Source organism: Nitrospira calida (assembly GCF_976986435.1).
Genome location: NZ_OZ335950.1, coordinates 2,580,868 through 2,606,597, shown reverse-complemented (window position 1 = coordinate 2,606,597; position 25,730 = coordinate 2,580,868). Strand labels below are relative to the sequence as shown.

Below are 25,730 nucleotides of genomic sequence, written 5' to 3'. Positions count from 1 at the left end.
GATAAAGATAGAAAGGAGGGAGACTAAATGATCGTTTCGATCAGGGTCGCAATGTCTGCACTGGTAATTTTGTGCGTCGGACTTTTCATCCGGTCGGAGATCGCGGGGGCGGAATTGTTGGTGATCGCCGCTTCCCCGAGCGTCAAGGCGCCGCTTGAAGCACTCGGCCATGCGTTCGAAGCGCAGTTCCCCGGTACACAGGTGCGGCTACATGTAGAGCCCGGACTGGATCTGCGCCGCACAATCGCCAGTATGCAAAACCACTTGAAGGTCGATCTCCACCGCGGGCGAGGGCTGATTCATCTCATTGCGCCGGGCGGTGATGAATTACTCACCCGTTTGGATTCTAAAAACTATATTCGCCCGGAATCGCGTCGGCCGTATGCGGTGGAGCCGCTGGTGCTGGTAGTGCCGGAGTCGGTGGTCGAGGCGCCGACGACGTTCGAGGCGCTGGCACAGGATGAGCGCTTGCGGATCGTCATCGCCGATCCGGCCGTGACGACGCTAGGGCAGAAAAGTCGCGCCCTGCTGCAATCGCTCGGACTCTGGGAAGCCGTGAATAGACGCTTGGAAATCGCCGCCGATGCCCGCGGCGTCATCGACCATCTGATGCGAGGAGAGGCCGATGTGGGCATCCTGTTCGGACCTGAGGCGGTACGAGAGCAGCGACGCATCCGTATTGCAGCGGTCGCGAATCACGGACAAGCGGAGGCGGTAGTCCATTCGTTGGCCATGGACTATGAATGTCCAGACCGGGCGCTCGCCCAGCGATTTATCGAATTCACGCAGGGGAGGGAAGCGCAAGCTGTGTTGCGATCGCTCGGGTATTTATCGCCGATCGAAGCGGTGAATGGAAAGGCACCGGAAGCGATGGTCGCTGGCCGATAGAGACGACAGGGATTTTTTTGTGAATAGGCGTCAAGTATAGTTAACATTATATCAGTCATTCTGAATCAAGAGGAGACTGGCATGGCCAATAACAATGAGGACGTGATGAGTCGTCGCCGGCCGCTGAAGCAGCGGGGCCAGCAGATCCTGACGCGAGTTCTGCTGGGAATCGTCCTGGCCGCAGCCGGATGCGCAAGGCTGCCGTACACCACGCAGGTGGTGCAGGAAGATCAACGGGTGCTGGTCGTCATTCAGCGGGAGGTTGAGCCGGTGGGCTACACCCATCCAGTCAAACTGAGTGCGCAGGAGATTCGAAGCATTCTGAAAGGCTTTTCAATCCGGGAGAAAAAGGCGCTGCCATTGCGCTGGTTCGCGGAAGAAAAACCGCCCCAGCCGCTGTTTCGAGAGGATGAACTGAACGTGCTGGTCCCGCATCTTTCGGTCGCGCTGGAAAAGGTCGGGCCGAGCGACCGGGTCGCGTTTTCCGTGTTCGCTCCCGGGTTCAATCCGGCGGCGGCGCGCGATACGACGTCGGGTTGGATCGCCGTGCGCGATCCCTACTGGCATCTGACGATTGATCATTTTCACGTTCAACTCCCCACCCGGAAGTCCGATCCGTACGATCCCAACTATCCGCTCGTGCCGGCATCGCCTGGCGACTACCTCCTCACGTTCGAGCCGGGCCGGTTTTGGATCATTGATCCCGCAACGAAAGCTCGGGCAGTGGACTATCGAGAATTTTTGAAGTCGGCGGAGTCGTTGCCGGCTCGGTGATGCTCGTCCAAAGGGCATCGCGCAGGGGTTCTTGTGTCATTCGAATTCGCAGGGAGGACGGTCTATGGAATGTCAGGTCGTGGAGGGGCGAGCGGCCGGTGGCCACGCTGCTCGTTTCTATCGATGGGGCACGTGGGTGCTGGTAGTGGCCGGATTCCTTGCCTGGAATGTTCCGGCCAACGCCGTGGAAGGCGGAAAGCTCATCGAAAAAGACGGCAAGTACGTCTTTGTGGAAGATCAGGATCCAGCGCTCAAGCTGCTGTTGGAACGGGCGGTCAAACAGGGATGGATCACCGAGGAAGAGTACGAACAGGTCAAAAAAGAATCGGAGGAGCGGGCCTATCTCCTCTCGCCGAGCTTCAAAGCCTGGTACGACCGCGGCTTTAACTTCTCCATGAACGACAATGCGTTCCTCTTAAAGATCAGATTTCGCGCGCAAATGCGCTACACCCAGCGGTATCGAAACGAAGCCTGGCGCAATCCGGGGGATGCCAAGAATTTTCCCGAATTGCTGGGAGTCTTCGGCGATTACCGCGCGGTTCGTTCAGAGCCGAACTATTCTCAATTCAACTTGCGCCGAGCGCGATTGTACTTCATGGGCCACCTCTTCGACCCCGACTTCAAGTACTATGTCCAGTTCCGAGCGGAGACGGCGGAAAACGCTCAGGCGCCGGGATCGCTTGCCCTGTTCGATCTAAATTTCACCTCGACCCATTTTTCCTGGCTCAATGTCATGTTCGGTCAGTACAAGGTGTTTTTCAATCGCGCGCAAATCAATTCCACCGCGTCGATGCAGTTCGCCGAGCGGGCACTGGTGATGGATGCGTTCACCGCCAGCGGGCTGGACCGGCGCGATATCGGCATCACCGTCATGAACGACGAGGAACTCTACCCCGTCAATTATTACCTTGGAGTCTTCAACGGGGCTGGTCCGGCCTTCAACCGATTCGGTTCATTCCTCAGCGAAGAGATCACGCCGAACTGTCCCGGCGGCGCCGCCGGCGGCAATCCCTTTCCATCGCCAGCTGGTTGCCCGACGAATCAGCGGAATCTCAATGCCAATCCCCGTTTCGATATTGACCGGCTGATGCTCACTGGACGGGTGCAATGGAATATCCTGGGCCGTCCGGGCTACGGCGAGGGTGACCTCTTCTATTCCGAGACGCCGCAACTGGCGGTCGGCGGGGGCTATTCTTATAATCCTGCCATTAACACGGCCTCGAACGCCTCGTTCGTCGGGATCGATCTTGCGAACCTCAATTTCCGTCGCCAATTGGCGGCGTTCGGCAACGGCCGGCAACTGGGGTGGGGTCTGATCGATTACAGTACGTGGGCGGTGGATGGAATCTTCAAGTACCGGGGATTCTCGCTCCAGTCTGAGTTCTATTTCAAGACGATCACGCTCCATGAGAAGGGATTGCCCTGCATGAATACCACCTGTACCGTCACGGCTCCGGGAAGGATTGGCAATGCGCTAGGCTGGTACGTGCAGAGCGGGTACTATCTCATCCCGCGCAAACTGGAGCTCGCGGCGCGTTTTGCCTACTGGGATCCGGACACGAATGCCGCTGACGACCTGATCCACCAGACGGATGTGTCGCTCAACTGGTTTCTGAACGGAACCTACGATCACCAGATCATGGTGACCTACAGCAATGTCCAGATGGGCACGGGCGGCTATGCGATCGGCCGGAGCGCGCCGCTTCCCCCCGGCTCCGGCACCGTGCCGGTTGATCTGGTCGGCGGTCGTTTGATTGAGAATGCGATTCGGGTGCAGTACCAAATTTTCTTCTGACCTCGGAGGGGCGGATGGGGAAGCAGCCACGTCCGCTGCTCAACGTTCAGGGAGGGGTCTATGCGTGCAACAGAGCGGAGTCACTCGTTCTGTCCTTCCGACGATAGCAATGTGATCGAGGGAACCGTGACGCGGGTTGCGCAAGGGTTGGCGTGCACCGTCGTGCGGATGCGTGTAGGGGAACGGACGGATCTCATGGCTCGATGGCCCTGCTCGAACGGAGAGCGAACCGATTTTCGAGTCGGAGAGCGCATCAGGGCGCTGATTCCTGTCGAATCCGTTCGATTGGAGGCCGGATGGTTCCGTCGGGGACAAGCCCGGTGGAATCGCTGGATCGGACGGATCGTCCTGGTCCAAGGCAAGCCGCCTGATCTGCTCGTGTCGGTCAAAGTGTACGGCGAGGCTTGGACCTTGCGTGGGCAAGGACCTGTGGTCGGAGCGGCGGCGTGTCCGCAAACCTGGGACACGGTGAACATCATAGTGGACCCTCAAGCCGTCCGGCTGATACATACGATCCGCAGGGCTAAAGTCACGCCCTGGGAAAGCCTTGATGCGCCTGTTGGAAAAGAGGAAGACTGGCAGGTGAAATTGCACGGTCGCATCGAAGGTGTTCGTTCTTATCATGGCAACGTCCTGTTGTCTCTGGGAATTGGACATGTGAAGGTGTCGGCCCTTGTGAGCGATCCAGAGACTGGCGCAGTGTGGTGGCGGCCGGGAATGCCGGTCGAGATTCACATGGGCCGATTCGAAGCCCGTGTCAATCCCGAGGGAGCGCCGGACCGGGCGGTCGAGTGTCGGCTCGCCTATCACTGGTGATGGAGGGACAGACCTGGCAAGCGGTCGTGTTGACATTCAGATCCGTAGTCCGTTGCAGAGAGGGCGTTCGGATGCGTTCGTCCAGGCTTCCTGGGGGCAGGAAGGGGACTCTCGGTGCCGATGTCTCTTCCCGCTGATTCGAACAGTGCATGATCAAGGATGCACAACGACCGGGAAACCAGGGATCAGGAGGAGACACTGAAATGATGGACAAAGCCATACGACGATGGGTGCGGTCAGCACCGATCATGACCGTTCTCTGCGGCCTGGCGATGATGGCGTGGCTGTGCTGGGCGTCGTCGGTTGACGCCGGCGAGTTGACGGTGGCGGCGGCGGCGGATTTGAACTATGCCTTCAAGGATTTGGTGACGGAGTTCGAACATCAAACCGGGGAGCGCGTGAAACTCTCGCTCGGTTCGTCCGGCAATTTTTATTCGCAGATTGCCAACGGCGCACCGTTCGATCTGTATTTTTCCGCCGACATCGGGTACCCAAAGAAACTGATCCAAGAGGGGCTTGCCGTCCCGAATTCCTTGTATCAATATGCAACGGGACGTATCGTGCTGTGGGTGCCGAAGGGCTCGAAGCTGGATGTGGCGAAGGGGATGGATGTCCTGCTCGATCCGTCGATCAAAAAAATTGCCATCGCCAATCCTAAACATGCTCCCTACGGGCGGGCGGCGGTGGCGGCCATGGAATACTTCAAGGTCTATGACCGGGTAAAGGACAAGCTCGCGCTGGGCGAGAATGTCTCGCAGGCGGCGCAATTTGCACAATCCGGGGCCGCCGATATCGGGATTATCGCGCTTTCCTTGGCGTCCGCACCGCCGGTCCAAGCCGTCGGAACGTATTGGCTGATTCCTCAAGAGGCTCATCCGAGAATCGACCAGGGAGCAGCCATCGTCAGGTCATCGAAGAATCAAGAGGCAGCCAGAAAGTTTCTCGATTTTCTTCAGACCCCGGCTGCGAGGGCCGTGATGAAACGGTATGGGTTTCTCCTGCCGGGAGAAGATGGAGCCTCACCATGATCGGGATGTGCTTCGCCTCGGAGGACGGATCCGGCCGGCGGTGGTTGCTGCCGGTGGCGCTCGTCGCCGCATGGATAAGCCATGGCTGCTCGATCGGCGCAACGCTCGTCAAGGAAACGCCGAACGGCGGCATCGTGACCTATTCGTTCAAGAACGAACGGGGAGGGCCTCTGCTCTCGCCCTATCGAAAGCGAGCGTTTGAATTGATGGAGAAGAGATGTCCGCAAGGCTATCGCTTGCTTCGGGAGGGAGAAGCGCGAGGGTACGGCAGCGGACCAGGACTTCAGGAAGGAACGGAAGACGAACCGATCGGCCGGCGGTGGGGCATACAGTTCGAGTGCAAGTGAGGTGCGCGGTCGAATCCGACTTAACCCTGGGAGGGCAATATGAAACTCAGTGCGCGCAACCAGTTTCAGGGAACCGTGACAAAGATCACCGAGGGGCAGGCCATGGCGGAGGTGACTGTGAAGGTGAACAACCTCGAATTCGTCGCGGCGATTACGGAGGGGTCGGTGAAGCAGATGGGATTGAAGGTGAACGACACGGTCCTGGTCGCTGTGAAAGCCACCGACGTGATGATTGGAAAATAGCGCACGGTGGTGTCCCGGGCGGTGGGTTTCTGTCCGGCCGGGCGGTTTCGGTTGGAATTACGTGTGGTGGCCGGCGGATTTTAAACGGCGGACCCCGATGAACTGGACGGCGATCTGGCTGACGCTCAAGCTTGCTTCGCTCACGTCAGCGGTGCTGCTGGTGATCGGTCTGCCCATCGCTTATTGGGTGAGCTTCTCGCGATGGCGGTGGAAATTCCTAGTCGAATCGGTCGTGGCATTGCCGCTGGTGTTGCCTCCCACGGTCTTGGGATTCTACATCCTCGTCGCGATCGGACCGCACAGCCCGATCGGGCGACTGTACGCGGATCTGGTCGGCCATCCATTACCTTTCACCTTTGAAGGGCTGCTCTTGGCTTCGGTGCTGTATAGTCTTCCCTTCGCCGTACAACCCTTTGCGTCCGCGTTTGATCAGGTGGATCGGCGCTTGATCGAAGCATCCTGGACGTTAGGTGTCTCCAAGCTCCGCACCTTTTTCAAGCTGATCGTCCCGCTGTCCGCAGCCGGCGTGATCACCGGCGCCGTGCTGAGTTTTGCCCATACGTTGGGCGAATTCGGGGTTGTGTTAATGGTGGGCGGCAACATCGAGGGCGTGACGCGCACGGTGTCCATCGACATTTACGACGAGGTGCAGGCGTTGAACTATGGCGGCGCCGCGAAGACCGCCGCATTCCTTCTGGTCGTCTCTTACGCGGTGCTGCTCGTCGTCTACGCCATGAATCGAAAGGTGTGGGCCGCATGGCCGCAGAAATGATCGTCGACATCACGAAGTCGTTTCCGGGAAGGCCGCCGATCACGGCGAACCTGCGGTATCAGGTCAGCGGGGCCACCGTGCTGGTCTTGTTCGGTCCATCCGGATCCGGGAAGACGACGATTCTTCGCTGCATCGCGGGATTGGAATGGCCCGAACACGGGCGAATTCAGTTCATTTCCCGGACATGGCTCGACACAACTGACGGGACACGGGTGGCCCCCCAGGAACGCCAGATCGGGTACATGTCTCAAGACTATGCGTTGTTTCCCCCGTACTCGGTGGCAGGCAACATCGCCTATGGCTTACACGATCTGCCGCAGAAAGAACGCAAGAAGCGGGTGGCCGAAGTCATCGATCTGCTTCAGCTCCGGGGGCTGGAAGAGCGAAAACCGCATCAGCTCTCCGGAGGACAACAGCAGCGGGTGGCATTGGCCCGAGCGATCGCGCGCCGGCCGCAACTTCTACTGCTCGATGAGCCGCTCTCTGCGCTCGATGCCCCGACCCGCGCGAATCTCCGAGAAGAGTTGCGCGCGTTACTGAAGCAACTGGCATTGCCGTCGATCGTGGTGACGCACGATTGGACCGAAGCACTGACGCTGGGCGACCTGATGGCGGTGATCAGCGGGGGCCGCGTTCTTCAGGTAGGGGCGCCCCAGGAGGTGTTCAGTCGTCCGCAGGATGCCGAGGTTGCTCGGGTCGTTGGAGTGGAAACAGTGGTGCGAGGCAGAGTGATCGACAATGCCCGGGGACTCGCCACGGTGGAAGTCGATGGCATTAAGCTTCAGGCGCTCTGCGCGGAGGGAATCGGACCGGAGGTATTCGTCTGTATCAGGGCTGAGGATGTTATTCTTGAACCGGTCGGAATCGGCGCGACCAGTGCACGCAATCATTTGCGCGGGGTCGTGTGTGAGATTGATTCAGCAGGCGTCCTGGCGAGAGTGCGTCTGAATTGCGGATTTAGTCTGACCGCCATGGTCACCCGTTCAGCGTTGGAACAGCTTGACCTGGCCCCGGGGGTGCCGATCGCTGCCGCGATCAAGGCGGGAGCCGTTCATTTGATTCCTCGCCGCGATGAGCAGGTTGGATAAGCTTACATTTTTTTCTCCCCAAATTCTGGGGATAAACTTGTGGATAAGTCGACTCCAGGACGCTCGGACGCGGCAAATGATCAAAGATCTAACGACCTGCCTAATTTTTGAGCATTGATCATAACTAAATTTGAACCACAACTAATTGAGTAGGAAAAAAGAAATGTAGGCATTAGCATTCATGATCACATTAAAACACTTGTATTTTTTGATCTGTTGACAATAGTCAAATAATAAGCATACCAGACGGACTGTGCTTAGAAGAAAACAGACTGGACAAACCCGCAGTTGGGGATAACCATTTCCGCACGTCTCAATTCTTTGCTGACCAATGGGCCCTAGGCGGCCAGGGCTCTTCCATCTCGTCGCCTGATCTTCTTCGTCTGGTATACGGAGTGTTGGGCGCAAAATAGGGGCTTGACAGGCACTTGACTCATGATGTAACCATTGGTTACATCATGAGTCCACAGGAATTGAAGCAGCTCCGACGCTCGTTGGGATGGACCCAAGAACAGCTTGCCAAAGCGCTCCACACCACCCGCATAACTATCACCCGCTATGAGAACGGAACGCGTCGTATCCCCGGCGTGGTGGAAGTGGCTCTCAAACACATGAGGTTACCCGCACAGATTCCGATGGTCGGAATTGTAGCCGCCGGGGCGCCGATCGAACCCGTTCCCCAGTCCGAGTTGGTGGAGGTGCCTCCGGGGATGTTGCGGGGCGGGGAGTATTTCGCCCTACGGGTGAAAGGGGAGTCCATGCTGGATGCGGGCATTCTACCCGGTGATCTGGTCATCGTTCGTAGGCAGACCACAGCGCGGAGTGGCCAGACCGTGATCGCGCTCGTGAAACAAGAAGCCACGATCAAGACGTTCTATCAGAAAGCGGATCGAATCGAGTTGCACCCCGCGAATCCGTCGATGACCCCCATCGTGGTGACGCCTACGGATGATTTTCGCATCGAGGGAATCCTCGTCGGTGTTGTCAGGTATTGCCGCTAATCGACGTTGTTAGCAGTGAGGAGGTGACGTATGGCTGGCCGGATATCGCACCCATTGGCCGAGCGTCTGATCGGACTTGAACGCACGGTCGAGCAATTGAATGCCCGTGTGAATCAACTCCACCGTCGGCTGAGCGAACCGACTTGTGTCGCGGAATCGAGACGGCCGTGGACCGGTTCGTGGTTCACTCGTCTGCTGAACCGTCCTCTCAGGCTGGCTCCCCGGCGGACTGTTCGAGAGAATCGAAAGAAGGTGTTCCATGAGACCATATCGCGGAACTGATCCCAATACAGAAGGGGCTTGCGCAGATTGCGGAATGATGGTACCGCAACGGACTCGTTGTCTCGATCGGCAGACCCACTCGGCGCTGGACTTATGCGGGCGGTGTCTCGCTGCGTTCATGCAACGCCAGCAATTTCTCGCCGGTTGCTGCGAGTAAGGTGCCGATGTCAGTTCTCCGGCGAACCGGCGTCAGTGATGCAGAAAAGCGACAGCAAGCGGCGAAACGTCGGCCTTCCCTCTTCCGCGGGGAAGAAACGTGCTCTCGGATTCGATAAGTGCGGGAGTGGCGCTCCGGTGCCACGAATTCACCACACCAATAGCTTGGTATCGGCTCGCGCGAAGTACGGGGTGAGGATAGCAGGTAGCGGGGATTCCCTCCGTTGCCGGATCGGCTCCGAAGAGTAAAGAGTCTTACTCTCGCGTCCGGATCATTGACACGGCACACGACCTCCCCCGCGCCGGATGGTGGCGGTGGAGGGTATCGAACCCCCGACCCGCGGCTTATGAGTCCGCTGCTCTACCAACTGAGCTACACCGCCACGGGGAGTGGTTGTACCAATGTGGGTTTGACGGCGTCAAGGGGCGTACACCACACCATCAGCACGAGTTAACGTGCCGAACGTAGAGGTGTGGAGATCCATACGTATCAGCGCGGTGAGGAGGAACTTATCCGATCAAGTCCGGATTCAGTCGGCTCATCGGCATGATCGCGGTGGCTTTGATCTCGTTATACACGATGGCACGTCCAGCCTGGCGCAGGCGACTGAAGATGCCCTCCACGATCACCAGGTCGCCCTCTCGCACCTCCGCCTTGCCGAGTCCGATCACTTTCAACGTACCGGCATGGTCCTGGAGCAGGAAACCGTAGGCTGGCTGCCCCTGCCGGTTCGTCGCGAGTTGAACGTTGGTCACCTTGCCGGCGACGGTGACCACCTGATGGTCATATTGATCGGGATGGGAGAGGAGTTCAGCGATGTCCAAGACGTTCGCCGCACACAGCGCGGCGGGTTGGAATACAGAAACGCAAACGAGAAGCCAAACCGCAGCGGGAACGAACAACCAAAGAGTTCCATCTATTGTTCGAACCATCCACCCAGCCCGCTGCATGCGCCGCATTATACAGGAATGAGTCGCCAGATTTCAAAAGGAGACTACGCGGCTTATCCCCGTCGTATTTCTTCGGAAACTGCCGGGGGCCGACCGGCTTTAGCTCCGATCTTCTCCCATGAGACTTTTCAAGACGTGTTGCCCCATTTCTCCCAATTCGAAGGGCGCCTGCTCCGGCGGAGCTTCAAGCTGCTCGATGGCGACCTTGGGCTTCGGCGCGGTTCGCGTGAGCAATTCTTGGTCAAGCGCTTCCGGAGAGGCGTCGATATCCGAAAGGATCGCCGCCAGGCGTTGCAATCCGAAAAGCGAACGGGTCGGTTCCGAGTGAACAGCGTTGGAGCTGGCTCCATGCACCAGGGAAAGCCAAAACCTTCCCTCTATTTCTTCAGGCAGGGTTCCCCAGGCGAAGGCCGTCAGTTTTTCCAGCAGGGCCGACTCCGTTCTCTCCAAGCCATCATACACGGCCACCGAGCGTTCGACCGGGCGTTGGGACAACGCCGTCAAGGTCTCTTTCCAAAGATCCAGCGGAGGAGATCCCGCCTGCTGAAGCGGCGATACAGAGGTTTGCAACCGAGTCTGGAGGGCCTGCAAATACTGATGCAAGTACTTGACCTTTCGACCGGCCAGGCTGCTGGCCGGAATGCCCCAGATGTGGGCGATTTCGTGATCCTGCAGCGGAGTATGATTGGTGGCGACGTGTTCGCGTTGCGACAGATCCAGTCGTTTGCGATGTCGTTCCGCCAGTCTCGCCTGGGTCTGACATTCGATGATCAGCCGTTCTTTCTGATAATCTGCTTCCGAGATTTCGTCGTTTTCCCATTTCTGCTCGAGCGCTCGGATTGCTGGCTTGGGAAGCGCTACACGAGCCTGCTGGCGGATCTCCTTCACTGCCGTCTGACTGAGACCGAACTTCGTCGTCAGCAGATGCTCGGCCCGATCAGCCTGGGACTCGCAGAGCGCACACAGTTTGCGGAGACACTCGACTTGCAGCCATGTCCGTTCCCGCCGCAATCGAACCTGGCGGCGATATTGGGCGACACGGTCCGCGACCGACGCGATCGCCTCACGGGACATCAGGACATGCGGAGGAGCCTTAGTGCCGGTCTGGCGGCGGGGATCCGGACGATCTGCCGCCATGTATTCGATATCTTCCTGCGTGACGTCGAAATACTGCAGAAGAAGCAGACGCATCATGATGCGTCCCTGGATCGGCAGGGCGTCGATGACGGTTTGGACATCGTCGGCAGTAATCACGGGTGCCATGAAGGAAGACATCTCCGGGCGGCCGCGCTGATCTCAGGCGGAGCCGCTCTGATGCGATTCCAGATAGAGGGCGACGTACTCTCGGATCTGCTGGACCGTTCCGCTGATATACAATTCTCTGGGAATCTCTACACGAACCAGTTTGGCGGGATCGACTCCCCGTTCAATGGCGTATTCCTCATCCACGTACAGGCTGACCGATCCGTCAGGATAGCGGATCGCGTACAACGCTGTGTTGTCGGCCATGTGTCGTCATCCGGAAACGGGTCGCCAGGAGCCAAAGACCGCAGATCATAGTTTCCAATAACATACGGCAGGTCCGAGTGTCAAAGTGCCTGGCGCTTGACCGGCGAGCCCGGCGGGAAGAAACAGGCTCTTCGCCAGATCACGTAGGCGGTGAAGGCCGCGAGGGTGATCAAGAACACGAACCGGACCCGCCCGTACCCGAAACAAGCGAAGTTGGCGGTCGCATTCAGAAGCCCAAACCCCGCGTAGACCAGATAAAGGAAGAGCGACCAACTGCGGAGGCGCAGGAAGCCATAACCGATCAGGAGATGCAGGGTGGGAGATTGGGCTTTGGCGAGGAGACCGAGCAGTCCGTCTGGTTTGGCGCAAAAGACGGTCAAGGCATAGGTCGGGTTCGCGATAATGATGTAGAAGTCCGTCAGGGCCGTGAGCAGAAAGAGACCGCCCAGGTAGCGAATATCGTGGGCCCGACCCCAGGCGATCCGAAGCGTTCGCCATATCCCGGGCGGATCTGACGTACGCGACAGGTAAGCGTGGTAACTCTGGATAGCCCACCAGGGGAGGGCGAATAGCATGAAGAAGAACACTCCAGCACCGGGTCCGCCCAGGCGTCCACCCAACCAAGCGCAGGCGACAAGCATGAGGCCGGTCAGAAAAACGGTCAAGGCCTGTTTGGGTTTCCCTTGGAGGGCCTGGCCGAGGCCGGGGATCAAAAACGAGAGGATGGCGGCAAGGGGCGGTGAAATGATGGATGCGGGGGCAGAAGGAAACCGGTGTTCAAGCTGAGGTAACTCCGGCACGGGGAACTTGCGGTCTGTTTATGAGTGTGGGGTTGGGCGTCGCGGCGAAAGCAGCCGGCCTTCGGCTGGAAAGACCGACGGCCGCTCACCGAGACCCGACAAACTCACCGGTTAGCCTCCAAGGGTGTCCAGCGTTTCCTTGAGACTCTTGCGAATGCACGTAAAGATCGGCGTATCGCGCAAGGTGTACCGGCTGCCTTCGGTCTCCCGAAGAGCCATCACCAAATCCAGAAAATCCTCGGGCTTGTCGCTTTCGAACGCAACCACCCATTCTTGGTCGTCAAGCCCGAAGGAATAGGTGGTGTTGAGTTTCACCGAGGGGAAGCGATGGCCGACCTCGATATGCTCGTCCATCATGCCTTGGCGGGCCGCTTTCGTGAGGAGAAACCACTCGCGGGTTTTCACGAATGGATACACGAAGATGTACTTGCTTTTGCCAGGGATGATCGTGAGCCGTTTGCTTTCTTGATTCTCATGCGTGTGATGATCGACGTAGATCGACCGTTTGGTCATCGACAAATAGGAATACGGCGTCGCCAAGTACTTGCCCAATCCGCTGGCCAGGATCTTGGTGCTCATCTCCTGGAACAATTCCAACTCATAGCTGATGCGCCACAACATGAAATCGCAGTCGCCGCGGATGCCGACCGTGGTGTAGGCCAGCACCATGACCTTTCCGGTGTACTCTTCGACGGCGCGGATAAACTCTTGTTTGCCTCTGGACCGCTCGTCTTCGGGCAGTCTCCTCCAGGCAGGATCGACCTTATAGAAGGCAAAGTTCACGTACTGGCGCTTTGCGGATTGATCGGGGCTGGCCATTACGGTCCTCCATGAAATTTCTGGAATATTTCAAGCGGATAAGGGACCCTGTCTTTAACACTTCGTCCTTTTGTTTGTCAACATGGCCCCGCCAGCGAGGGCTCGTTGACAGGGATTCGGCCAATCTGCTAGTGCCTCCGGCCATGCCCCTGCGGTTTGCCTGGCTTCGGAATGGGCGGAAGTGTTGTGGGCTCGAATGGCCAGCGTTCGTCCTGGGACTTGTGCTCCCGTTCGGGGCATGGGCCATCGAAGTACAACCGACTCGCGTCCAGATTGAGGCCGCCCTGCAACAAGGCAAGGCCGCTGCGGAGAAGCGCATCCCTCCGGATCGGCTCTATGCGTGGTTCGGAGCAAGCGATGACCTGCATCCCAAGGGGTTCCTGATGACCAAGCTCAACGGGTTGGTCGTGATGGGTGCGCACTTCGCGCTCCGATCCGCAACGCCGTCCGAACAGGAAATCGCTCAGATGCTGAATGCCAAGACCCTGCTGGTCAGCGTCATCCTCTTCGGCGACCGGCCGGACTTCGCTGTGGACAGCTACATGGTGCTGGAGCAAAATGGAAAGACGATCAAGCCGCAGAATGTCCGGTTCGACGGGCGGGCGGCTCGGACCGCAATGTGGCCGGGCTCACCGGCGTATCGCGCCAAGGTTGTCGCGTCCTTTGCCTATGCGGACCTGGATCCTCGCGCCAAGACCAAGCTGGTCGTGTTTCCTGCTGAGGGCGGGGAAGTCACATTTGATCTCGACTTCGCCCAAATTGATTGAACCGCCTCTCCGGAGATCTTTATGTGGAATGCGGAAATTCTTGCCATCGGTTTCGAATTGCTCGTCGGGAGACAGGCGGAGACCAATTCGCTGTTTCTGACGGATCAACTGGCGTCGCTGGGCATCGAAGTCCGGTTCAAGTCCGTAGTCGGCGACGATGAGGCCGATATCGCCGACGCGATTCGGACGGCCGCCCGCCGCGCGGACGTGGTTGTGATGACCGGCGGGTTGGGACCGACTGTGGATGACGTGACACGGGAAGCGGTAGCGCGGATAACCGGGTGCCCGTTGCGCCGACGCGCTCGCGCGCTGGAAAGCATCAAACGGCGACTGGCTGCGTGGGGCCGGATACCCACTCCCGTGCAGTTACGGCAGGCGTTGATCCCAGCCGGAGCGGAGGTGTTGAGCAATCCGGTGGGAAGCGCGCCCGGTTTCTGCCTGGAGTGGAAAGGCACGTTCCTGGTGGCTCTCCCTGGCGTACCTGCCGAAGCCCGGGCGATGGCGGCTGCCGAGGTACTGCCCAGGCTGCAAAAGCGAATTGCGCACAGAGGTGGGCAGAAACCGCCGGTTCCCATCGGCCGGCGGGTGCTCCACACCTTTGGCTTGTCGGAATCGGAAGTTGATCTCAGGCTTAAAGGCGTCGTCCCGGAAGACAGCAGCCTACGGCTCGGGCTTCAAGCCTCGCCGTTGGGGGTGCTGGTGTCGTTGACCGCCTCTTCATCAGCAACAGGAGCGAAGCGGCGGCAGTCGAGCTGTCCCGGACACGATGTCGATGTTCTTGCTTCCGTGTTTCACGAAGTCCGACGGCGCCTCGGCGAATTCGCGTTCGCCGAGGGCGAAGACACGATGGAAGCCGTCGTCGGCCGCCTGCTCGCCGACAAGCAACTCACTCTGGCGGTCGCGGAATCCTGCACAGGGGGCCTGATCGGGCATCGGCTCACGCAGGTGCCGGGGGCATCGAGCTATCTGGACCGCGTCGTGGTCAGCTACAGCAATCGGGCCAAAGTGGAATTGTTGGGCGTGCCGGCGAAGGTGATCGCCAAGCATGGAGCGGTAAGCGCGCCCGTCGTGGCTGGCATGGCGAAGGGAGTGCGCGAACGAAGTCGCACGGCGGTGGGGCTGAGCGTGACGGGGATCGCCGGTCCGGGCGGCGGCACGGCAACGAAACCGGTCGGGTTGATCTATACCGGGCTCGATTGGGGAGAGGAAGCCTGTCTCACCAGAGAGTTCCGATTTCACGGAGACCGTGAGGCGATCAAGCTCCGTTCTTCGCAGGCCGCGCTGGATCTCCTGCGCCGTTGGCTGCTGGGCCTGGAAGCCGTTCATCGATGATCCGCGCATTCCTTGCGGTAGAGTTGGACGAGAGTCTGCGGGCCGCGATCGAGCAGGTTCAACGCGAACTTCGCGATCGGATCGACCGAGAGCTCGGGCGCGACGCGCGCATTCACTGGGTCCGTCCGGAATCCATTCATGTGACGGTCAAATTTCTAGGAGGCATCGAGGAGACGTTGGTGGATCGGATCAGACAGGCATTGGGTCCCGCGCTGGCCGAGACGCCGCGTTTTACCGTCCCGGTTGGCGGGGTTGGGGTTTTCACCAATAGAAATGGACCGCGAGTGCTTTGGATCGGGTGCGCCGGCGGGACCGGGCAATCTGATGAAGGGAGCCGCTGGCGCCAAGTGCATCAGGCGGTCGAACGGGCGCTTGAGCCATTGGGGTTTGCGGCTGAGCCCAAGCCGTTCAGCCCGCACTTGACGCTGGCGAGGGTGAAGGATGGGGAGAGGCAGGTCGGCAAGGTCCTGGCCCAGAGCGGGGTGTTCGACCGTCCGCTGCCGTGCGGAATCTTGGACGTCGACGCGATCAGCCTTATGAGGAGCGAACTCAAACTCTCCGGCGCGGAATACAACCGGATCTGGCAAGTCAAATTGCGGCAAGCAACCAACGCGTAGCGCACCGTGCGCCGCGCGCAGGCTAGGTTTACTCAGGGAAGTTCGGTATAATCCACCGATTCCCGCCAACCTAAAGGAGCATCGCGATGGCCGAACGAGACGAGAAGAAGCGGGCGTTGGATCTGGCTTTGTCCCAGATTGAAAAACAGTATGGGAAGGGTGCGATCATGAAACTGGGGACGGCGGAAGCGCCAGCCGATGTTCCGGCTATCTCGACCGGTTCGTTGGGGCTCGATATCGCCCTGGGCGTCGGCGGCTTCCCGCGCGGACGGGTCGTCGAAATTTTCGGACCTGAAGCGTCGGGCAAAACCACTCTGACCCTGCACGCTATCGCGGAGGCGCAACGCGCCGGAGGGATCGCGGCCTTTATCGACGCCGAACATGCGCTCGATTTAGGGTATGCGAGAAAGCTGGGGGTGCAGACCGACGATTTGTTGGTATCCCAACCGGATACCGGCGAGCAGGCGCTGGAGATCGCCGAGACGCTGGTCCGGAGCGGGGCTATCGATCTCATCGTCGTGGACTCGGTCGCGGCGCTGGTCCCTCGCGCCGAGATTGAGGGGGAGATGGGCGACGCCCATATGGGCTTACAAGCCAGGCTTATGTCGCAAGCCTTGCGCAAGCTGACGGCCGCCATCTCCAAGTCGCAAACGACGGTGATCTTCATCAATCAAATCCGGATGAAGCTGGGCGTGATGTTCGGCAATCCGGAGACCACCACCGGCGGCAATGCGCTCAAGTTTTACTCTTCCGTGCGGTTGGATATCAGACGGATCGAATCGATCAAAGAAGGGCAGGACGTCACAGGCAGCCGGGTGCGGGTGAAGGTCGTCAAGAACAAGCTGGCTCCGCCGTTCAAGCAGGCCGAATTCGACGTGATGTTCGCGGAGGGCATTTCCAAGGCTGGTGAGTTGGTGGATCTCGGTGTGGAGAAAAAAGTCCTGGAGAAATCCGGCGCCTGGTACTCCTACAAAGGAGAACGATTGGGGCAGGGACGGGAGGCCGTTCGGGATTATTTGAAAACGAATCAGGCGGTGGCTCGGGAAATCGAAGGCCGGTTGCGGGAGTTGGCGGGCATTCCGGGCCACGGCGGAGAGAAGAAAGCCGAGATGAAAGATGAGAAGCGCCTGGAGGGGCGAAGCGAGGACCGCAGGAGCCATAGCGCCCGCGCCGGGGCTTGAATGACCCGGACCGGCTGATACGCGGCATCGGCAGCGGTGCCCCATCCAGGCTGACAAGATGCCTCGCGCCGCCATCTCCACTGAGCAGGTCGAGCAGGCCGCACTCCGTTATCTGGCCCAACGAGATCGCACCAGCGCTCAGGTCGCACGGCATCTCGACCGCAAGGGTGCCTCCCAGGCGCAAGTGCGCTCAGTCCTACGCCGGTTGACCAAAGCGGGTTACTTGAACGATCGTGCGTTCGCCGCGCGGTGGGCGGAGGCTCGGTTAGCCCGGCGTCCGATGGGGCGCGAAGCGCTCAAAGCGGAGTTGTTACGACAGGGGCTGTCGGAGGGACTTGTCGTCCGGACGCTTGATACATTCTATCAACGGGGCCGGGAGCGGGAACTGGCCGAACAGGTGATCCGACAGGCAGCCCGGCGCACGCCGGTCTCTTCAAGCCGAGCCGCACGGTTGCTCAGGCAGCGCGGATTCGACGAAGAGACGATCGACGAGGTCGTGCCAAGCGAAGACCGAAATGGAGTCTAGTCACCGATGAATTGCAGTGCTCAGGATCTACGCCAGGCTTTTGTCCGCTACTTCGAAAGGCAGGGGCATCAGGGCGTGCCGAGCTCGTCGCTGATTCCGCAGGCGGATCCCACCTTGCTGTTCACCAACGCGGGGATGAACCAGTTCAAGCGGGTGTTCCTCGGCGAGGAAACCAGGCCGTATCGCCGTGCGGTGAGCGTGCAGAAGTGCCTCCGGGCTGGCGGGAAGCACAACGATCTGGAAAATGTCGGCTATACGCGCCGGCACCACACCTTCTTTGAGATGCTCGGCAACTTTTCGTTCGGCGATTACTTCAAAGAAGAGGCGATCCGGTTCGCGTGGGAGTTCCTCACTCAAACCATAGGACTGCCGAAAGACCGCCTCTGGGTCACGATCTTCCGGGAAGACGACGAGGCCTATCGGCTGTGGGAAAAAATCGGGATGCCGGCGTCGCGGATCGTGCGCTTCGGCGAAAAGGATAACTTCTGGCAGATGGCCGACACCGGTCCTTGCGGTCCGTGCTCCGAGATCCATTACGACCAGGGGCCGGCGGTACCGGGCGAGGAGCTGCCCAACGGCGCAGGCGACCGGGTCATCGAGATCTGGAACCTGGTTTTCATGCAGTACAACCGCGACGCCGACGGAACGTTGCACCTGCTGCCCAAGCCCAGCATCGATACCGGCATGGGCTTGGAGCGGCTGGCCGCGGTGGCCCAGGGGCGGTACAGCAATTATGACAGCGATCTGTTTCGACCGCTGCTCGATGCGATCGGAGTACAGGCCGGCCGCACATACGGCGGCGACGAGATCGCCGACCGCTCCATGCGCGTCGTGGCCGACCATTTGCGCGCGATCACCTTCCTTATCGCCGACGGTGTGCTGCCGTCCAACGAGGGCCGCGGTTATGTGCTGCGGCGCATTCTGCGTCGGGCGGCGCGCCATGGTCGACTGCTGGGACTGAGAGAGCCATTTCTCTACAAGCTGACCGGAGCCGTCGTCGAGGTGATGGGCGCTGCCTATCCGGAACTCCGCGCTGCGGCGGGGACGGTTGCGGAAGTGACGCAGGGCGAGGAGGAACGGTTCATCGCCACGCTCGATCAGGGCTTGCCGATCCTGACGGACATGATCGCCAAGGCGAAGCGCGCTGGCCGGTCCGTCCTGCCGGGAACCGACGTCTTCAAGCTATATGACACGTATGGATTCCCGCTGGACCTGATTGCCGAGGCCTGCCGGGAACAGGGGATGACCCTGGACGAAGCCGGCTTCGACCGCGCCATCGAGGAGCAGCGAACCCGCGCCAGGAAGACGGCTGGCTTCGAGGAGGCGGCGACTAGGCCGGTCTTGGTGGAATTGGCGGGAAAGTTGGGTGCGACGCGTTTTGTCGGTTATGAACGGTTGGAGTCGGAGAGCGTCATTCAGGCGATCCTGAAAGGGGACCGGGTGGTCAAAGAAGCGGTCGAAGGCGACGAAGTCGAGTTGGTGTTGAGCGAGACGCCGTTCTACGCCGAGGGCGGCGGGCAGGTGGGGGATCGCGGGGTGCTGACCGGGCCGGAGGGGCGCGTGGAGGTGGTGGATACGACCAGGCCGGTTGCGAGCTTGATCGTCCATAAAGGCACCGTGCGGGTGGGTCGGATCCGTGAAGGAGAGCCGGTCCGGACGATGGTCAACCCGATGACCCGGCAGGATGCGGCGCGTAACCATACCGCAACCCATCTGGTCCATGCGGCGCTGCGGGAATTGTTGGGGCCGCATGTCAAACAATACGGTTCGCTGGTGGCGCCCAATCGGCTGCGCTTCGACTTCGCCCATTTCAAGCCCCTGTCTTCGCGCGACATCGACGAGATTGAATCAATGGTGAACGAGCACGTGCGCCGCAACGAACAGGTGCGCACCGAAGTGATGGGAGTGCAGGACGCGGTGGCGTCGGGGGCCTTGGCCTTTTTCGGCGACAAGTACGGCGACTTGGTGCGGGTGGTGAGCATCGAGTCGTTCAGCAAGGAACTGTGCGGTGGCACCCATTGCCGGCAGACCGGGGAAATCGGCGTGTTTCGCATCGTGTCGGAAACCGGGGTGGCGGCCGGCGTGCGTCGGATCGAAGCTCTGACGGGCAGCGGGGCGCTCGCCCATATGAAGCGGTTGGAGGCGGAGATCCGGGAGTTGTCCGAGTTGCTGAAAGCTGGCCCTGCCGAGTTGGTCGCAAAGACTCGTAAGCTGACGGCGCAATTGAAAGAAAAAGAGCGCGAACTGGAAGAATTGAAACTCAAGATGGCCGATGGGTTGGGGGTCGACGCGCAGGTCAGAACCGTGCACGGCGTCCAGGTGCATGCCCAGCGGGCCGACGGCCTGGATGCCTCCGGCATGCGCGCGTTGGCCGATCGGTTGCGGGAGAAACTGCGGAGCGGTGTGATCGCGCTGGGCGCGGTCAACGACGGCAAGGTGTCGTTGCTGGTGGTGGTCACGAAGGATTTGACCTCACGGCTCAAGGCCGGCGACTTGATCCGTGAAATGGCAGCCGAGGTGGGGGGGACCGGCGGCGGACGGCCCGAGATGGCACAGGCGGGTGGCAAGCATCCTGAGCGGCTCGGCGCGGCGCTGGAAAAAGTCTTTCGACTGGTCGAACAAGCTCTGGAGCGGTAAGCTGATGGCTGGAACGCGTATTTTGGCTCTGGATCACGGCACCAAGCGCATCGGCGTGGCTGTGAGCGATGAGCTGCGGTGGATCGCGCAACCGCTCGAAACGTTCGAACGGCGCAGCCTGGATGCGGACATTGCCCACATTCAACATCTGGTGCGGACCTACGAGGTCGGCACAGTGGTGATGGGGGTGCCGCTGCGGCTGGACGGCAAGGTTGGGACGGCGGCTCAGGCGATCAACCGGTTCGTTGAGCGCTTGGCGCAGGCCCTCGACGTGCCGGTGGTCACCTGGGATGAACGGCTGACCACCAGGTCCGCCGAACAGCTCCTGGTCGCCGCCGACGTCAGCCGGAAGAAGCGAAAGGGGGCGGTGGACCGCGTCGCCGCCGCGCTCCTGCTTCAAAGTTACCTAGAAAACTTGGCCTCAGCGGTTCGCGGTGACGAAGCGGGACGGGGAGAGGAAGCGGCGGACGGTCCCGGCAGATGACGAGTCCATACGGCTGAGATCGAGATGATGACCACTCGACTGGTTCTCTGGCTGATCGTCGCCTCGCTCGGCCTGGGCGGCGTAGCCGGGTATCAGGTCATGCAATGGGCGGCCGCTCCGGTTGTTTCTCATCCCGATACGCCTCCCACCAAACTCATCGTCATCCCCGAAGGTGCGTCGTTCCAACATGTGGCGGCGTTATTAGAACGGGAGCAGCTCATCAAAAGCCGCTCGGCATTTCTTCTCCTCGGCAAAGCGACTGACGCCGACCGTAGGATTCATCCGGGGGAATATGAATTCAACGCCGGCATGCCGCCAGCCGAGATTCTGGCCAAGCTCGTCTCGGGACGTGTCGTCCTGCATCAGGTCACGATTCCGGAAGGGTTTACCATGGTCCAGATCGCGGAGACGCTCGGAGCACGCGGGTTGGTCGATCGGGCCGAGTTTCTTCGTCTGGCGCAGGACCGCGGGTTCATTCGGACGCTGGGCATCGAGGCGGACAGCTTGGAAGGCTACCTCTTCCCCGACACCTACCGATTCGCCCGTCTCACCAAGACCAAAGACGTCATCCGCGTCTTGGTGGATAATTTGTGGCAGGCGTTCACGCCGGAATTGCGCGAACGGGCGAAACAGGTCAATCTGAGCATTCACGAAGTCCTGACCCTGGCTTCCGTAATCGAAAAGGAAACCAGCGTGGACGAGGAACGCCCGCTCATTTCGGCGGTCTTCCACAATCGCTTGCGGAAAAATATCCCGCTTCAGAGCGACCCCACCGTGATTTATGGGTTGGCGGCGGCCTTCGACGGCAATCTGCGGAAGCAGGACTTGGATAGCAAGAGCCCCTACAACACCTATCGCGTCAAAGGGCTGCCGCCGGGGCCGATCGCCAATCCGGGGGCGCGTGCGATTCGAGCGGCGCTGTATCCGGCGCCGGCGCCATATCTCTATTTTGTCTCGCGCAACGACGGAACGCATCAGTTCTCTTCCACGCTGGAGGAACATAATCAGGCGGTCGAGAAATATCAGCGTCGACCTTGGCGCAGGATGTCGTGACACATGCTGATCGCCGACCTTCCGACCCTTATCGAGCACACCATCCTGCGGCCCGAGGCCACCAAAGCCGACGTGCTCCGTGTGTGCGCAGAAGCGGTCAAATACGGATTTGGCGCTGTCTTTGTGCCGCCGTGCTATGTTGACGAGGCTGTCGCCGCGATCAAAGGCACGGCAATCCGGGTCGGCGTGCCTGTCGGGTTCCCGTTGGGCGGCCAGACGACAAAGGTGAAGGTTGCTGAGGCAGCGGAGGCAGCCGGTCGCGGAGCCCGGGAAGTGGACATGGTGATCAACATCAGTCGTCTGAAATCCGGCGAGTACAGCCTCGTCCGACTAGACATCGAAGAGGTCGTCAAGGCCACGCCGGGAGTCGGTCACAAGGTGATTCTCGAAACCAGCTATCTGACGCAGGATGAGAAAGCCACAGCTTGTCGGCTGGCGGTCGATGCCGGCGCCGAATATGTGAAGACCTCGACAGGGTTCGCCGCCGGAGGCGCGACGGTGGAGGATGTGCGGTTCCTGAAAGCCTCGGTCGCCGGGCGGGCTAGGGTGAAGGCCTCGGGCGGGATCAGAGATTGGCGGACGACGCAGGCCCTGTTAGAGGCGGGAGCCGATCGGATCGGCACCAGCGCGAGCGTGAAGATCGTAGAAGAGTGGTTGGCGGCCGCGAAGCGCGCGGTAACGCGGTGAAGTCATGATGCTCTCCGACCGACGGTGGCGCGTCGCGTGGATTCCCGGAACTTGGTGCACGGGTGAGGCGAAAGGGGGCCGGATGTTTCGTTGCCGCGCAACGACCTGACGGTCGTAAGGCTCGCCGCCTTTTTCACAATTGCTCAACTCGTCCTGCGAACTTCCATCCTCGATCGGTCACTGTTCCATCGTTCGGAGCGCATAGGCTTCCGCCGGAGCTTCTGCTATAGTGCGCGAACTATGGTCGACCGCGTCATCCTTATGGTTCTAGACGGACTCGGCGTCGGTGCCTTACCAGACGCGGCGGAATACGGGGATGCCGACTGCAACACATTGGCGCACGTTGCGGAGGAAGTCGGCGGGCTGGCCGCGCCCAACCTGGAAGCCTTGGGTCTGGGACATCTTGGTTGCTTCAAAGGCGTGCGGCCGATTGGCCAACCGCACGGATGTTTCGGCCGGCTCGGATTTCTCTCCAAAGGCAAGGATTCCCTCACCGGGCTTTGGGAACTGGCCGGGGTATCGCTGGACGAGCCGTTGCCCGCCTATCCAGGCGGGATTCCCCAGGAAGTCGTGGACATCGTCCAAGGCGTGAGCGGGCGGAAGATCTTGGGGAGCCGTATCGCCCGGGCGACGGATATCGTTGATGAATTGGGGCCGGAGCATCTCCGCGACGGCGCACTGATCCTGTTCACCAGCGGAGGCAGCGACCTGCAGGTTGCTGCCCATGAGACGGTCGTGGAGCCGGAGGCCCTTTACGCGTTGTGTCGAAAGACCAGGAGGGCGTTGAAATCCTTGTATCGGGTGCCCCGGATCGTTGCGCGCCCATTTTCCGGAGAGGTCGGCGCGTTCGTCCTCACGGACAAGCGTCGTGATTTTGTTCCGGAGCCGACCGGGCAGACGCTGCTCGATGTGCTCAGCCGGTCGGGGCAGTTGGTGATGGGCATCGGCAAGATCGATGACTTGTTCGCCGGCCGCGGGTTGACCCGATCTACGCGCGGGGGATCGATCATCCGTGTGTTTGAGGAGATGGGCAAGGTGTTGAGCCAGGTGCCCCGCGGCTTGATCTTCGCGAGTGTCGATCTGGCTGGCAGGAGCGCTCCCGCCTGTGCGGCGGCGTTGCAGGAGTTCGATCGGCTGTTGCCGCGACTGCAGGAACAGCTCCGTCCCGGAGACCTCCTGTGTTTGACCGCCGATCACGGGGCCGATCCGATCGGAAACGGGCAGATCCATTCGCGCGAGTACGCGCCGTTGTTGATCAGCGGACCGAAGCTTGCGCACGGGGTGGATTTGGGAACGCGTCCCACTGCCGCTGATCTGGGACAAACGATTGCGGAGGCCTTGGGGGTCCCGAGGTTGGCCTGCGGCGAGAGTTTTTTAGACGCGTTGCGGCCGGGATAATCGGGAGAAGAGGAGATGACGCGTCGAACGCGAGCGCGAATCGTCCGAAAAGACAAGCTTCCGCGAAAGACGACAGAGTGATCCGTGTGACGCATGTTGACGCTTGCAGGAGTCAGTGATGTCGTTTGAAGCGCGGTTGAGGGAACTCGGCATCGAGCTTCCGTCTCCGCCCAAGCCGGTTGCGACCTATGTGCCGGCGGTTCAAGCGGGCGATCTGTTGTTTTTAAGCGGCGTCATCCCCTTCCGCGACGGGGAAGTGGCCTTACCCGGTAAACTGGGCCGGGAATTGACGGTCGAGCGGGGAGTCGAAGCGGCCCGGATTGCGCTGCTGAACGCCCTGGCGATCATCCGGAACGAGTTGGGAACGCTGGATCGAGTGAAACGCATCGTGCGCCTGGTCGGGCACGTGGCGTCGGCCGAAGGATTCGTGCAACATCCTACAGTGCTCAACGGCGCGTCCGATCTGCTGGTGGACTTGTTCGGGGACGCCGGACGCCACGCGCGTGTCGCGCTGGGCGCCGCCGAATTGCCGCTTCATGCGCCGGTCGAGCTGGAGCTCATCGTGCAAGTGGTGAGTAAGCCGGGAGGTGCTTGACTCCGGAAGGCGCCGTGAGGTTAAGTGTCTCGAGCCACATGGGATGCGAAACGCGACGGATGGCTTGGAGCGCACTGCTGGCGGCGGCCGTATGGGCGCTGGGCGTGGTCGAACACGCCGACGCGGCTGATGCGAACGAACGAGTCCTGACGGATGCCGAATACGCGCGGGTTGCAGAAGCCAAGGCCGTCTATATCGATCTGACTTTTTCCACGTGGCATCCGCGAGGGCGCACCCTTTCGCAGATCGGTCCCGCGCTGAAGATCAAGCTGTCGAATGCGGGCTTCACGGTCGTTCCCAAAGAGAGCGATCCGCACGATTTGACGCTCAAGGTGCGCTATCGTGAGGAACGGGGGCAGCAGTACAAGTTCGATACCTACGGAACTGAGATCACGTGCGACATCAAGTTGGAGCACGTTTCGGCGGGATTGTTGCTGGACCTGACGATTCGGGAGACGTCCGGAGCGTATGATTCCGGGACGCCGCCGTATCTCGAAGTCTTGGAACGGTTTGACACGAATCCGTATTTTTACTTTCTCGGAGAAATCGTGTCCGCCAGAACTAGGTCGCGCTCGGACGTGACCCAGGCGCTGATTCAAAGTCTGCAGCGAATGCTCCAGGCCGAAACGCCCAAGACCGAGCAGTTGCAGGATGCGCACGGATTCCTGCCGGGAGAATCGTTGTACCCGACGCTGGTTCGGGAAAACACGATCCGCGAACTCGGCCGGTTGCGGGACGACCGGGCGGCGCCGGTGTTGATAGCGTTGCTGGGTCATACGAGCAGACAGACCAGGCTGGACTCCATCGAAGCTTTGCGACCGCTGCGGAATTCGGCCGAAGTGCGATCCGCTCTGGAACGGATGGCGACGGGCGACCGAGATCCGGAGATCCGAAAAGCGGCCGCATCGGCACTGGGTGCCTCGACTCCTGCATCTCCGATGAATTGATCGTCCTGCGTCTTACCCTTGCTTGACATGGAAAAAAGGCGGTTGTTATAGTCCGCGTTGTCCCTTCGCTTCACGGTGAGGCTCCCCGTCTCGGCCTCATGCCTCGGTTGCGCGGGGTTTCAGAGCCGCGCGCAGGGTCAAAAATTTTGAATCAGGACGACACATGAACGGTTCGCAAAACATGCGCTTCCTTGGTTCGCAGTCGATCGGCAACAAGCCCCGCCGCGGTTCAGGTCC

The 25,730-nt window shown here is 60.3% G+C and carries 27 protein-coding genes and 1 tRNA gene; 22 read left to right on the top strand and 6 right to left on the bottom strand.

What is annotated here, in order from left to right; all coding sequences use genetic code 11:
• Positions 1–27: 27 nt before the first annotated feature.
• The 10 genes from modA (ACWHTU_RS12885) to lexA all read left to right on the top strand — a co-directional run bounded on the left by modA (ACWHTU_RS12885) (position 28) and on the right by lexA (position 8,752).
• Positions 28–888, top strand: coding sequence for a molybdate ABC transporter substrate-binding protein (gene modA / locus ACWHTU_RS12885; RefSeq protein WP_447859774.1), 861 nt, complete (start codon positions 28–30; stop codon positions 886–888).
• Positions 889–969: 81 nt separating this feature from the next.
• Entirely contained in the window at positions 970–1,662 is a 693-nt protein-coding gene (locus ACWHTU_RS12880; protein WP_447859773.1) for a hypothetical protein, read from the top strand.
• 64 nt (positions 1,663–1,726) lie between these two features.
• Entirely contained in the window at positions 1,727–3,457 is a 1,731-nt protein-coding gene (locus tag ACWHTU_RS12875; protein WP_447859772.1) for a porin, read from the top strand.
• 60 nt (positions 3,458–3,517) lie between these two features.
• The gene (locus ACWHTU_RS12870) at positions 3,518–4,273 is read left to right on the top strand and encodes a hypothetical protein (RefSeq protein ID WP_447859771.1); all 756 of its coding nucleotides are present in this window, start codon (positions 3,518–3,520) and stop codon (positions 4,271–4,273) included.
• A 203-nt stretch (positions 4,274–4,476) separates the two neighbouring features.
• Entirely contained in the window at positions 4,477–5,301 is an 825-nt protein-coding gene (modA, locus tag ACWHTU_RS12865) for a molybdate ABC transporter substrate-binding protein (RefSeq protein WP_447859770.1), read from the top strand.
• Positions 5,298–5,648: a hypothetical protein gene (locus tag ACWHTU_RS12860; protein WP_447859769.1), complete on the top strand. Its 351-nt coding sequence runs from the start codon at positions 5,298–5,300 to the stop codon at positions 5,646–5,648. Before modA (ACWHTU_RS12865) ends, ACWHTU_RS12860 begins: the two co-directional genes overlap by 4 nt.
• Before the next feature lie 39 nt (positions 5,649–5,687).
• Positions 5,688–5,891, top strand: a complete 204-nt coding sequence (locus ACWHTU_RS12855) for a TOBE domain-containing protein (protein ID WP_447859768.1) — start codon at positions 5,688–5,690, stop codon at positions 5,889–5,891.
• 97 nt (positions 5,892–5,988) lie between these two features.
• Positions 5,989–6,663: a molybdate ABC transporter permease subunit gene (modB, locus tag ACWHTU_RS12850; protein ID WP_447859767.1), complete on the top strand. Its 675-nt coding sequence runs from the start codon at positions 5,989–5,991 to the stop codon at positions 6,661–6,663.
• On the top strand, positions 6,648–7,751 hold the full coding sequence (locus ACWHTU_RS12845) for an ABC transporter ATP-binding protein (protein ID WP_447859766.1): 1,104 nt from the start codon (positions 6,648–6,650) through the stop codon (positions 7,749–7,751). The genes modB and ACWHTU_RS12845 overlap by 16 nt, the downstream gene beginning before the upstream one ends.
• 458 nt (positions 7,752–8,209) lie before the next feature.
• A complete protein-coding gene (lexA, locus tag ACWHTU_RS12840) occupies positions 8,210–8,752 on the top strand; it encodes a transcriptional repressor LexA (protein ID WP_447859765.1) in 543 nt (180 codons plus the stop codon).
• A gap of 745 nt (positions 8,753–9,497) precedes the next feature.
• Here the strand turns inward: lexA and ACWHTU_RS12835 are convergent.
• The 6 genes from ACWHTU_RS12835 to ACWHTU_RS12810 all read right to left on the bottom strand — a co-directional run bounded on the left by ACWHTU_RS12835 (position 9,498) and on the right by ACWHTU_RS12810 (position 13,269).
• Positions 9,498–9,573, bottom strand: a tRNA-Met gene (locus ACWHTU_RS12835).
• Between the two features lie 127 nt (positions 9,574–9,700).
• Positions 9,701–10,015 (bottom strand): OB-fold nucleic acid binding domain-containing protein, encoded by a 315-nt coding sequence (locus ACWHTU_RS12830; RefSeq protein ID WP_447859764.1) that lies wholly within the window; start codon positions 10,013–10,015, stop codon positions 9,701–9,703.
• Between the two features lie 225 nt (positions 10,016–10,240).
• Positions 10,241–11,404, bottom strand: coding sequence for a hypothetical protein (locus ACWHTU_RS12825; protein ID WP_447859762.1), 1,164 nt, complete (start codon positions 11,402–11,404; stop codon positions 10,241–10,243).
• 33 nt (positions 11,405–11,437) lie between these two features.
• Positions 11,438–11,650 carry a hypothetical protein gene (locus ACWHTU_RS12820; protein ID WP_447859761.1) on the bottom strand — a complete coding sequence of 71 codons (213 nt, stop codon included), beginning with the start codon at positions 11,648–11,650 and terminating at the stop codon, positions 11,438–11,440.
• Between the two features lie 80 nt (positions 11,651–11,730).
• A complete protein-coding gene (locus tag ACWHTU_RS12815; protein ID WP_447859760.1) occupies positions 11,731–12,450 on the bottom strand; it encodes a hypothetical protein in 720 nt (239 codons plus the stop codon).
• 111 nt (positions 12,451–12,561) lie between these two features.
• Positions 12,562–13,269 carry a chlorite dismutase family protein gene (locus tag ACWHTU_RS12810; protein WP_447859759.1) on the bottom strand — a complete coding sequence of 236 codons (708 nt, stop codon included), beginning with the start codon at positions 13,267–13,269 and terminating at the stop codon, positions 12,562–12,564.
• 143 nt (positions 13,270–13,412) lie between these two features.
• On the opposite strand from ACWHTU_RS12810, the gene ACWHTU_RS12805 reads away from it, so the two are divergent.
• The 12 genes from ACWHTU_RS12805 (at position 13,413) to ACWHTU_RS12750 (ending at position 25,493) form a co-directional block, all read left to right on the top strand.
• Entirely contained in the window at positions 13,413–14,036 is a 624-nt protein-coding gene (locus ACWHTU_RS12805; protein WP_447859758.1) for a hypothetical protein, read from the top strand.
• Positions 14,037–14,057: 21 nt separating this feature from the next.
• A complete protein-coding gene (locus ACWHTU_RS12800) occupies positions 14,058–15,368 on the top strand; it encodes a competence/damage-inducible protein A (protein WP_447859757.1) in 1,311 nt (436 codons plus the stop codon).
• On the top strand, positions 15,365–15,985 hold the full coding sequence (thpR, locus tag ACWHTU_RS12795) for an RNA 2',3'-cyclic phosphodiesterase (RefSeq protein WP_447859756.1): 621 nt from the start codon (positions 15,365–15,367) through the stop codon (positions 15,983–15,985). The genes ACWHTU_RS12800 and thpR overlap by 4 nt, the downstream gene beginning before the upstream one ends.
• Positions 15,986–16,071: 86 nt before the next feature.
• On the top strand, positions 16,072–17,166 hold the full coding sequence (recA, locus tag ACWHTU_RS12790) for a recombinase RecA (protein ID WP_447859755.1): 1,095 nt from the start codon (positions 16,072–16,074) through the stop codon (positions 17,164–17,166).
• A 58-nt stretch (positions 17,167–17,224) separates the two neighbouring features.
• The gene (locus tag ACWHTU_RS12785; protein WP_447859754.1) at positions 17,225–17,692 is read left to right on the top strand and encodes a regulatory protein RecX; all 468 of its coding nucleotides are present in this window, start codon (positions 17,225–17,227) and stop codon (positions 17,690–17,692) included.
• Between the two features lie 6 nt (positions 17,693–17,698).
• On the top strand, positions 17,699–20,329 hold the full coding sequence (gene alaS / locus ACWHTU_RS12780) for an alanine--tRNA ligase (RefSeq protein ID WP_447859753.1): 2,631 nt from the start codon (positions 17,699–17,701) through the stop codon (positions 20,327–20,329).
• A gap of 4 nt (positions 20,330–20,333) precedes the next feature.
• A complete protein-coding gene (ruvX, locus tag ACWHTU_RS12775) occupies positions 20,334–20,813 on the top strand; it encodes a Holliday junction resolvase RuvX (protein ID WP_447859752.1) in 480 nt (159 codons plus the stop codon).
• Positions 20,814–20,837: 24 nt separating this feature from the next.
• Positions 20,838–21,866 carry an endolytic transglycosylase MltG gene (gene mltG, locus ACWHTU_RS12770; RefSeq protein ID WP_447859751.1) on the top strand — a complete coding sequence of 343 codons (1,029 nt, stop codon included), beginning with the start codon at positions 20,838–20,840 and terminating at the stop codon, positions 21,864–21,866.
• Between the two features lie 6 nt (positions 21,867–21,872).
• Positions 21,873–22,553: a deoxyribose-phosphate aldolase gene (gene deoC / locus ACWHTU_RS12765; RefSeq protein WP_447863359.1), complete on the top strand. Its 681-nt coding sequence runs from the start codon at positions 21,873–21,875 to the stop codon at positions 22,551–22,553.
• A gap of 240 nt (positions 22,554–22,793) precedes the next feature.
• Positions 22,794–23,951: a phosphopentomutase gene (locus ACWHTU_RS12760; protein WP_447859750.1), complete on the top strand. Its 1,158-nt coding sequence runs from the start codon at positions 22,794–22,796 to the stop codon at positions 23,949–23,951.
• A gap of 118 nt (positions 23,952–24,069) precedes the next feature.
• Positions 24,070–24,546, top strand: coding sequence for a RidA family protein (locus ACWHTU_RS12755; RefSeq protein WP_447859749.1), 477 nt, complete (start codon positions 24,070–24,072; stop codon positions 24,544–24,546).
• Positions 24,547–24,605: 59 nt separating this feature from the next.
• Positions 24,606–25,493, top strand: coding sequence for a HEAT repeat domain-containing protein (locus tag ACWHTU_RS12750; RefSeq protein WP_447859748.1), 888 nt, complete (start codon positions 24,606–24,608; stop codon positions 25,491–25,493).
• Positions 25,494–25,730: the final 237 nt, after the last annotated feature.

Excerpts from the sequence above, each read along its gene's own strand:
- ACWHTU_RS12875 (WP_447859772.1), top strand. The coding sequence starts at position 1,727 with ATGGAATGTCAGGTCGTGGAGGGGCGAGCGGCCGGTGGCCACGCTGCT.
- recA (WP_447859755.1), top strand. The coding sequence starts at position 16,072 with ATGGCCGAACGAGACGAGAAGAAGCGGGCGTTGGATCTGGCTTTGTCC.
- ACWHTU_RS12800 (WP_447859757.1), top strand. The coding sequence starts at position 14,058 with ATGTGGAATGCGGAAATTCTTGCCATCGGTTTCGAATTGCTCGTCGGG.
- ACWHTU_RS12825 (WP_447859762.1), bottom strand. The coding sequence starts at position 11,404 with ATGGCACCCGTGATTACTGCCGACGATGTCCAAACCGTCATCGACGCC.
- ACWHTU_RS12755 (WP_447859749.1), top strand. The coding sequence starts at position 24,070 with ATGTCGTTTGAAGCGCGGTTGAGGGAACTCGGCATCGAGCTTCCGTCT.
- thpR (WP_447859756.1), top strand. The coding sequence starts at position 15,365 with ATGATCCGCGCATTCCTTGCGGTAGAGTTGGACGAGAGTCTGCGGGCC.
- ACWHTU_RS12760 (WP_447859750.1), top strand. The coding sequence starts at position 22,794 with ATGGTCGACCGCGTCATCCTTATGGTTCTAGACGGACTCGGCGTCGGT.
- modA (WP_447859770.1), top strand. The coding sequence starts at position 4,477 with ATGATGGACAAAGCCATACGACGATGGGTGCGGTCAGCACCGATCATG.
- ACWHTU_RS12845 (WP_447859766.1), top strand. The coding sequence starts at position 6,648 with ATGGCCGCAGAAATGATCGTCGACATCACGAAGTCGTTTCCGGGAAGG.
- ACWHTU_RS12785 (WP_447859754.1), top strand. The coding sequence starts at position 17,225 with ATGCCTCGCGCCGCCATCTCCACTGAGCAGGTCGAGCAGGCCGCACTC.
- ruvX (WP_447859752.1), top strand. The coding sequence starts at position 20,334 with ATGGCTGGAACGCGTATTTTGGCTCTGGATCACGGCACCAAGCGCATC.
- ACWHTU_RS12870 (WP_447859771.1), top strand. The coding sequence starts at position 3,518 with ATGCGTGCAACAGAGCGGAGTCACTCGTTCTGTCCTTCCGACGATAGC.
- ACWHTU_RS12805 (WP_447859758.1), top strand. The coding sequence starts at position 13,413 with ATGCCCCTGCGGTTTGCCTGGCTTCGGAATGGGCGGAAGTGTTGTGGG.
- modB (WP_447859767.1), top strand. The coding sequence starts at position 5,989 with ATGAACTGGACGGCGATCTGGCTGACGCTCAAGCTTGCTTCGCTCACG.
- mltG (WP_447859751.1), top strand. The coding sequence starts at position 20,838 with ATGATGACCACTCGACTGGTTCTCTGGCTGATCGTCGCCTCGCTCGGC.
- ACWHTU_RS12860 (WP_447859769.1), top strand. The coding sequence starts at position 5,298 with ATGATCGGGATGTGCTTCGCCTCGGAGGACGGATCCGGCCGGCGGTGG.
- ACWHTU_RS12855 (WP_447859768.1), top strand. The coding sequence starts at position 5,688 with ATGAAACTCAGTGCGCGCAACCAGTTTCAGGGAACCGTGACAAAGATC.
- ACWHTU_RS12810 (WP_447859759.1), bottom strand. The coding sequence starts at position 13,269 with ATGGCCAGCCCCGATCAATCCGCAAAGCGCCAGTACGTGAACTTTGCC.
- alaS (WP_447859753.1), top strand. The coding sequence starts at position 17,699 with ATGAATTGCAGTGCTCAGGATCTACGCCAGGCTTTTGTCCGCTACTTC.
- modA (WP_447859774.1), top strand. The coding sequence starts at position 28 with ATGATCGTTTCGATCAGGGTCGCAATGTCTGCACTGGTAATTTTGTGC.
- ACWHTU_RS12820 (WP_447859761.1), bottom strand. The coding sequence starts at position 11,650 with ATGGCCGACAACACAGCGTTGTACGCGATCCGCTATCCTGACGGATCG.
- lexA (WP_447859765.1), top strand. The coding sequence starts at position 8,210 with ATGAGTCCACAGGAATTGAAGCAGCTCCGACGCTCGTTGGGATGGACC.
- ACWHTU_RS12750 (WP_447859748.1), top strand. The coding sequence starts at position 24,606 with ATGGCTTGGAGCGCACTGCTGGCGGCGGCCGTATGGGCGCTGGGCGTG.
- ACWHTU_RS12880 (WP_447859773.1), top strand. The coding sequence starts at position 970 with ATGGCCAATAACAATGAGGACGTGATGAGTCGTCGCCGGCCGCTGAAG.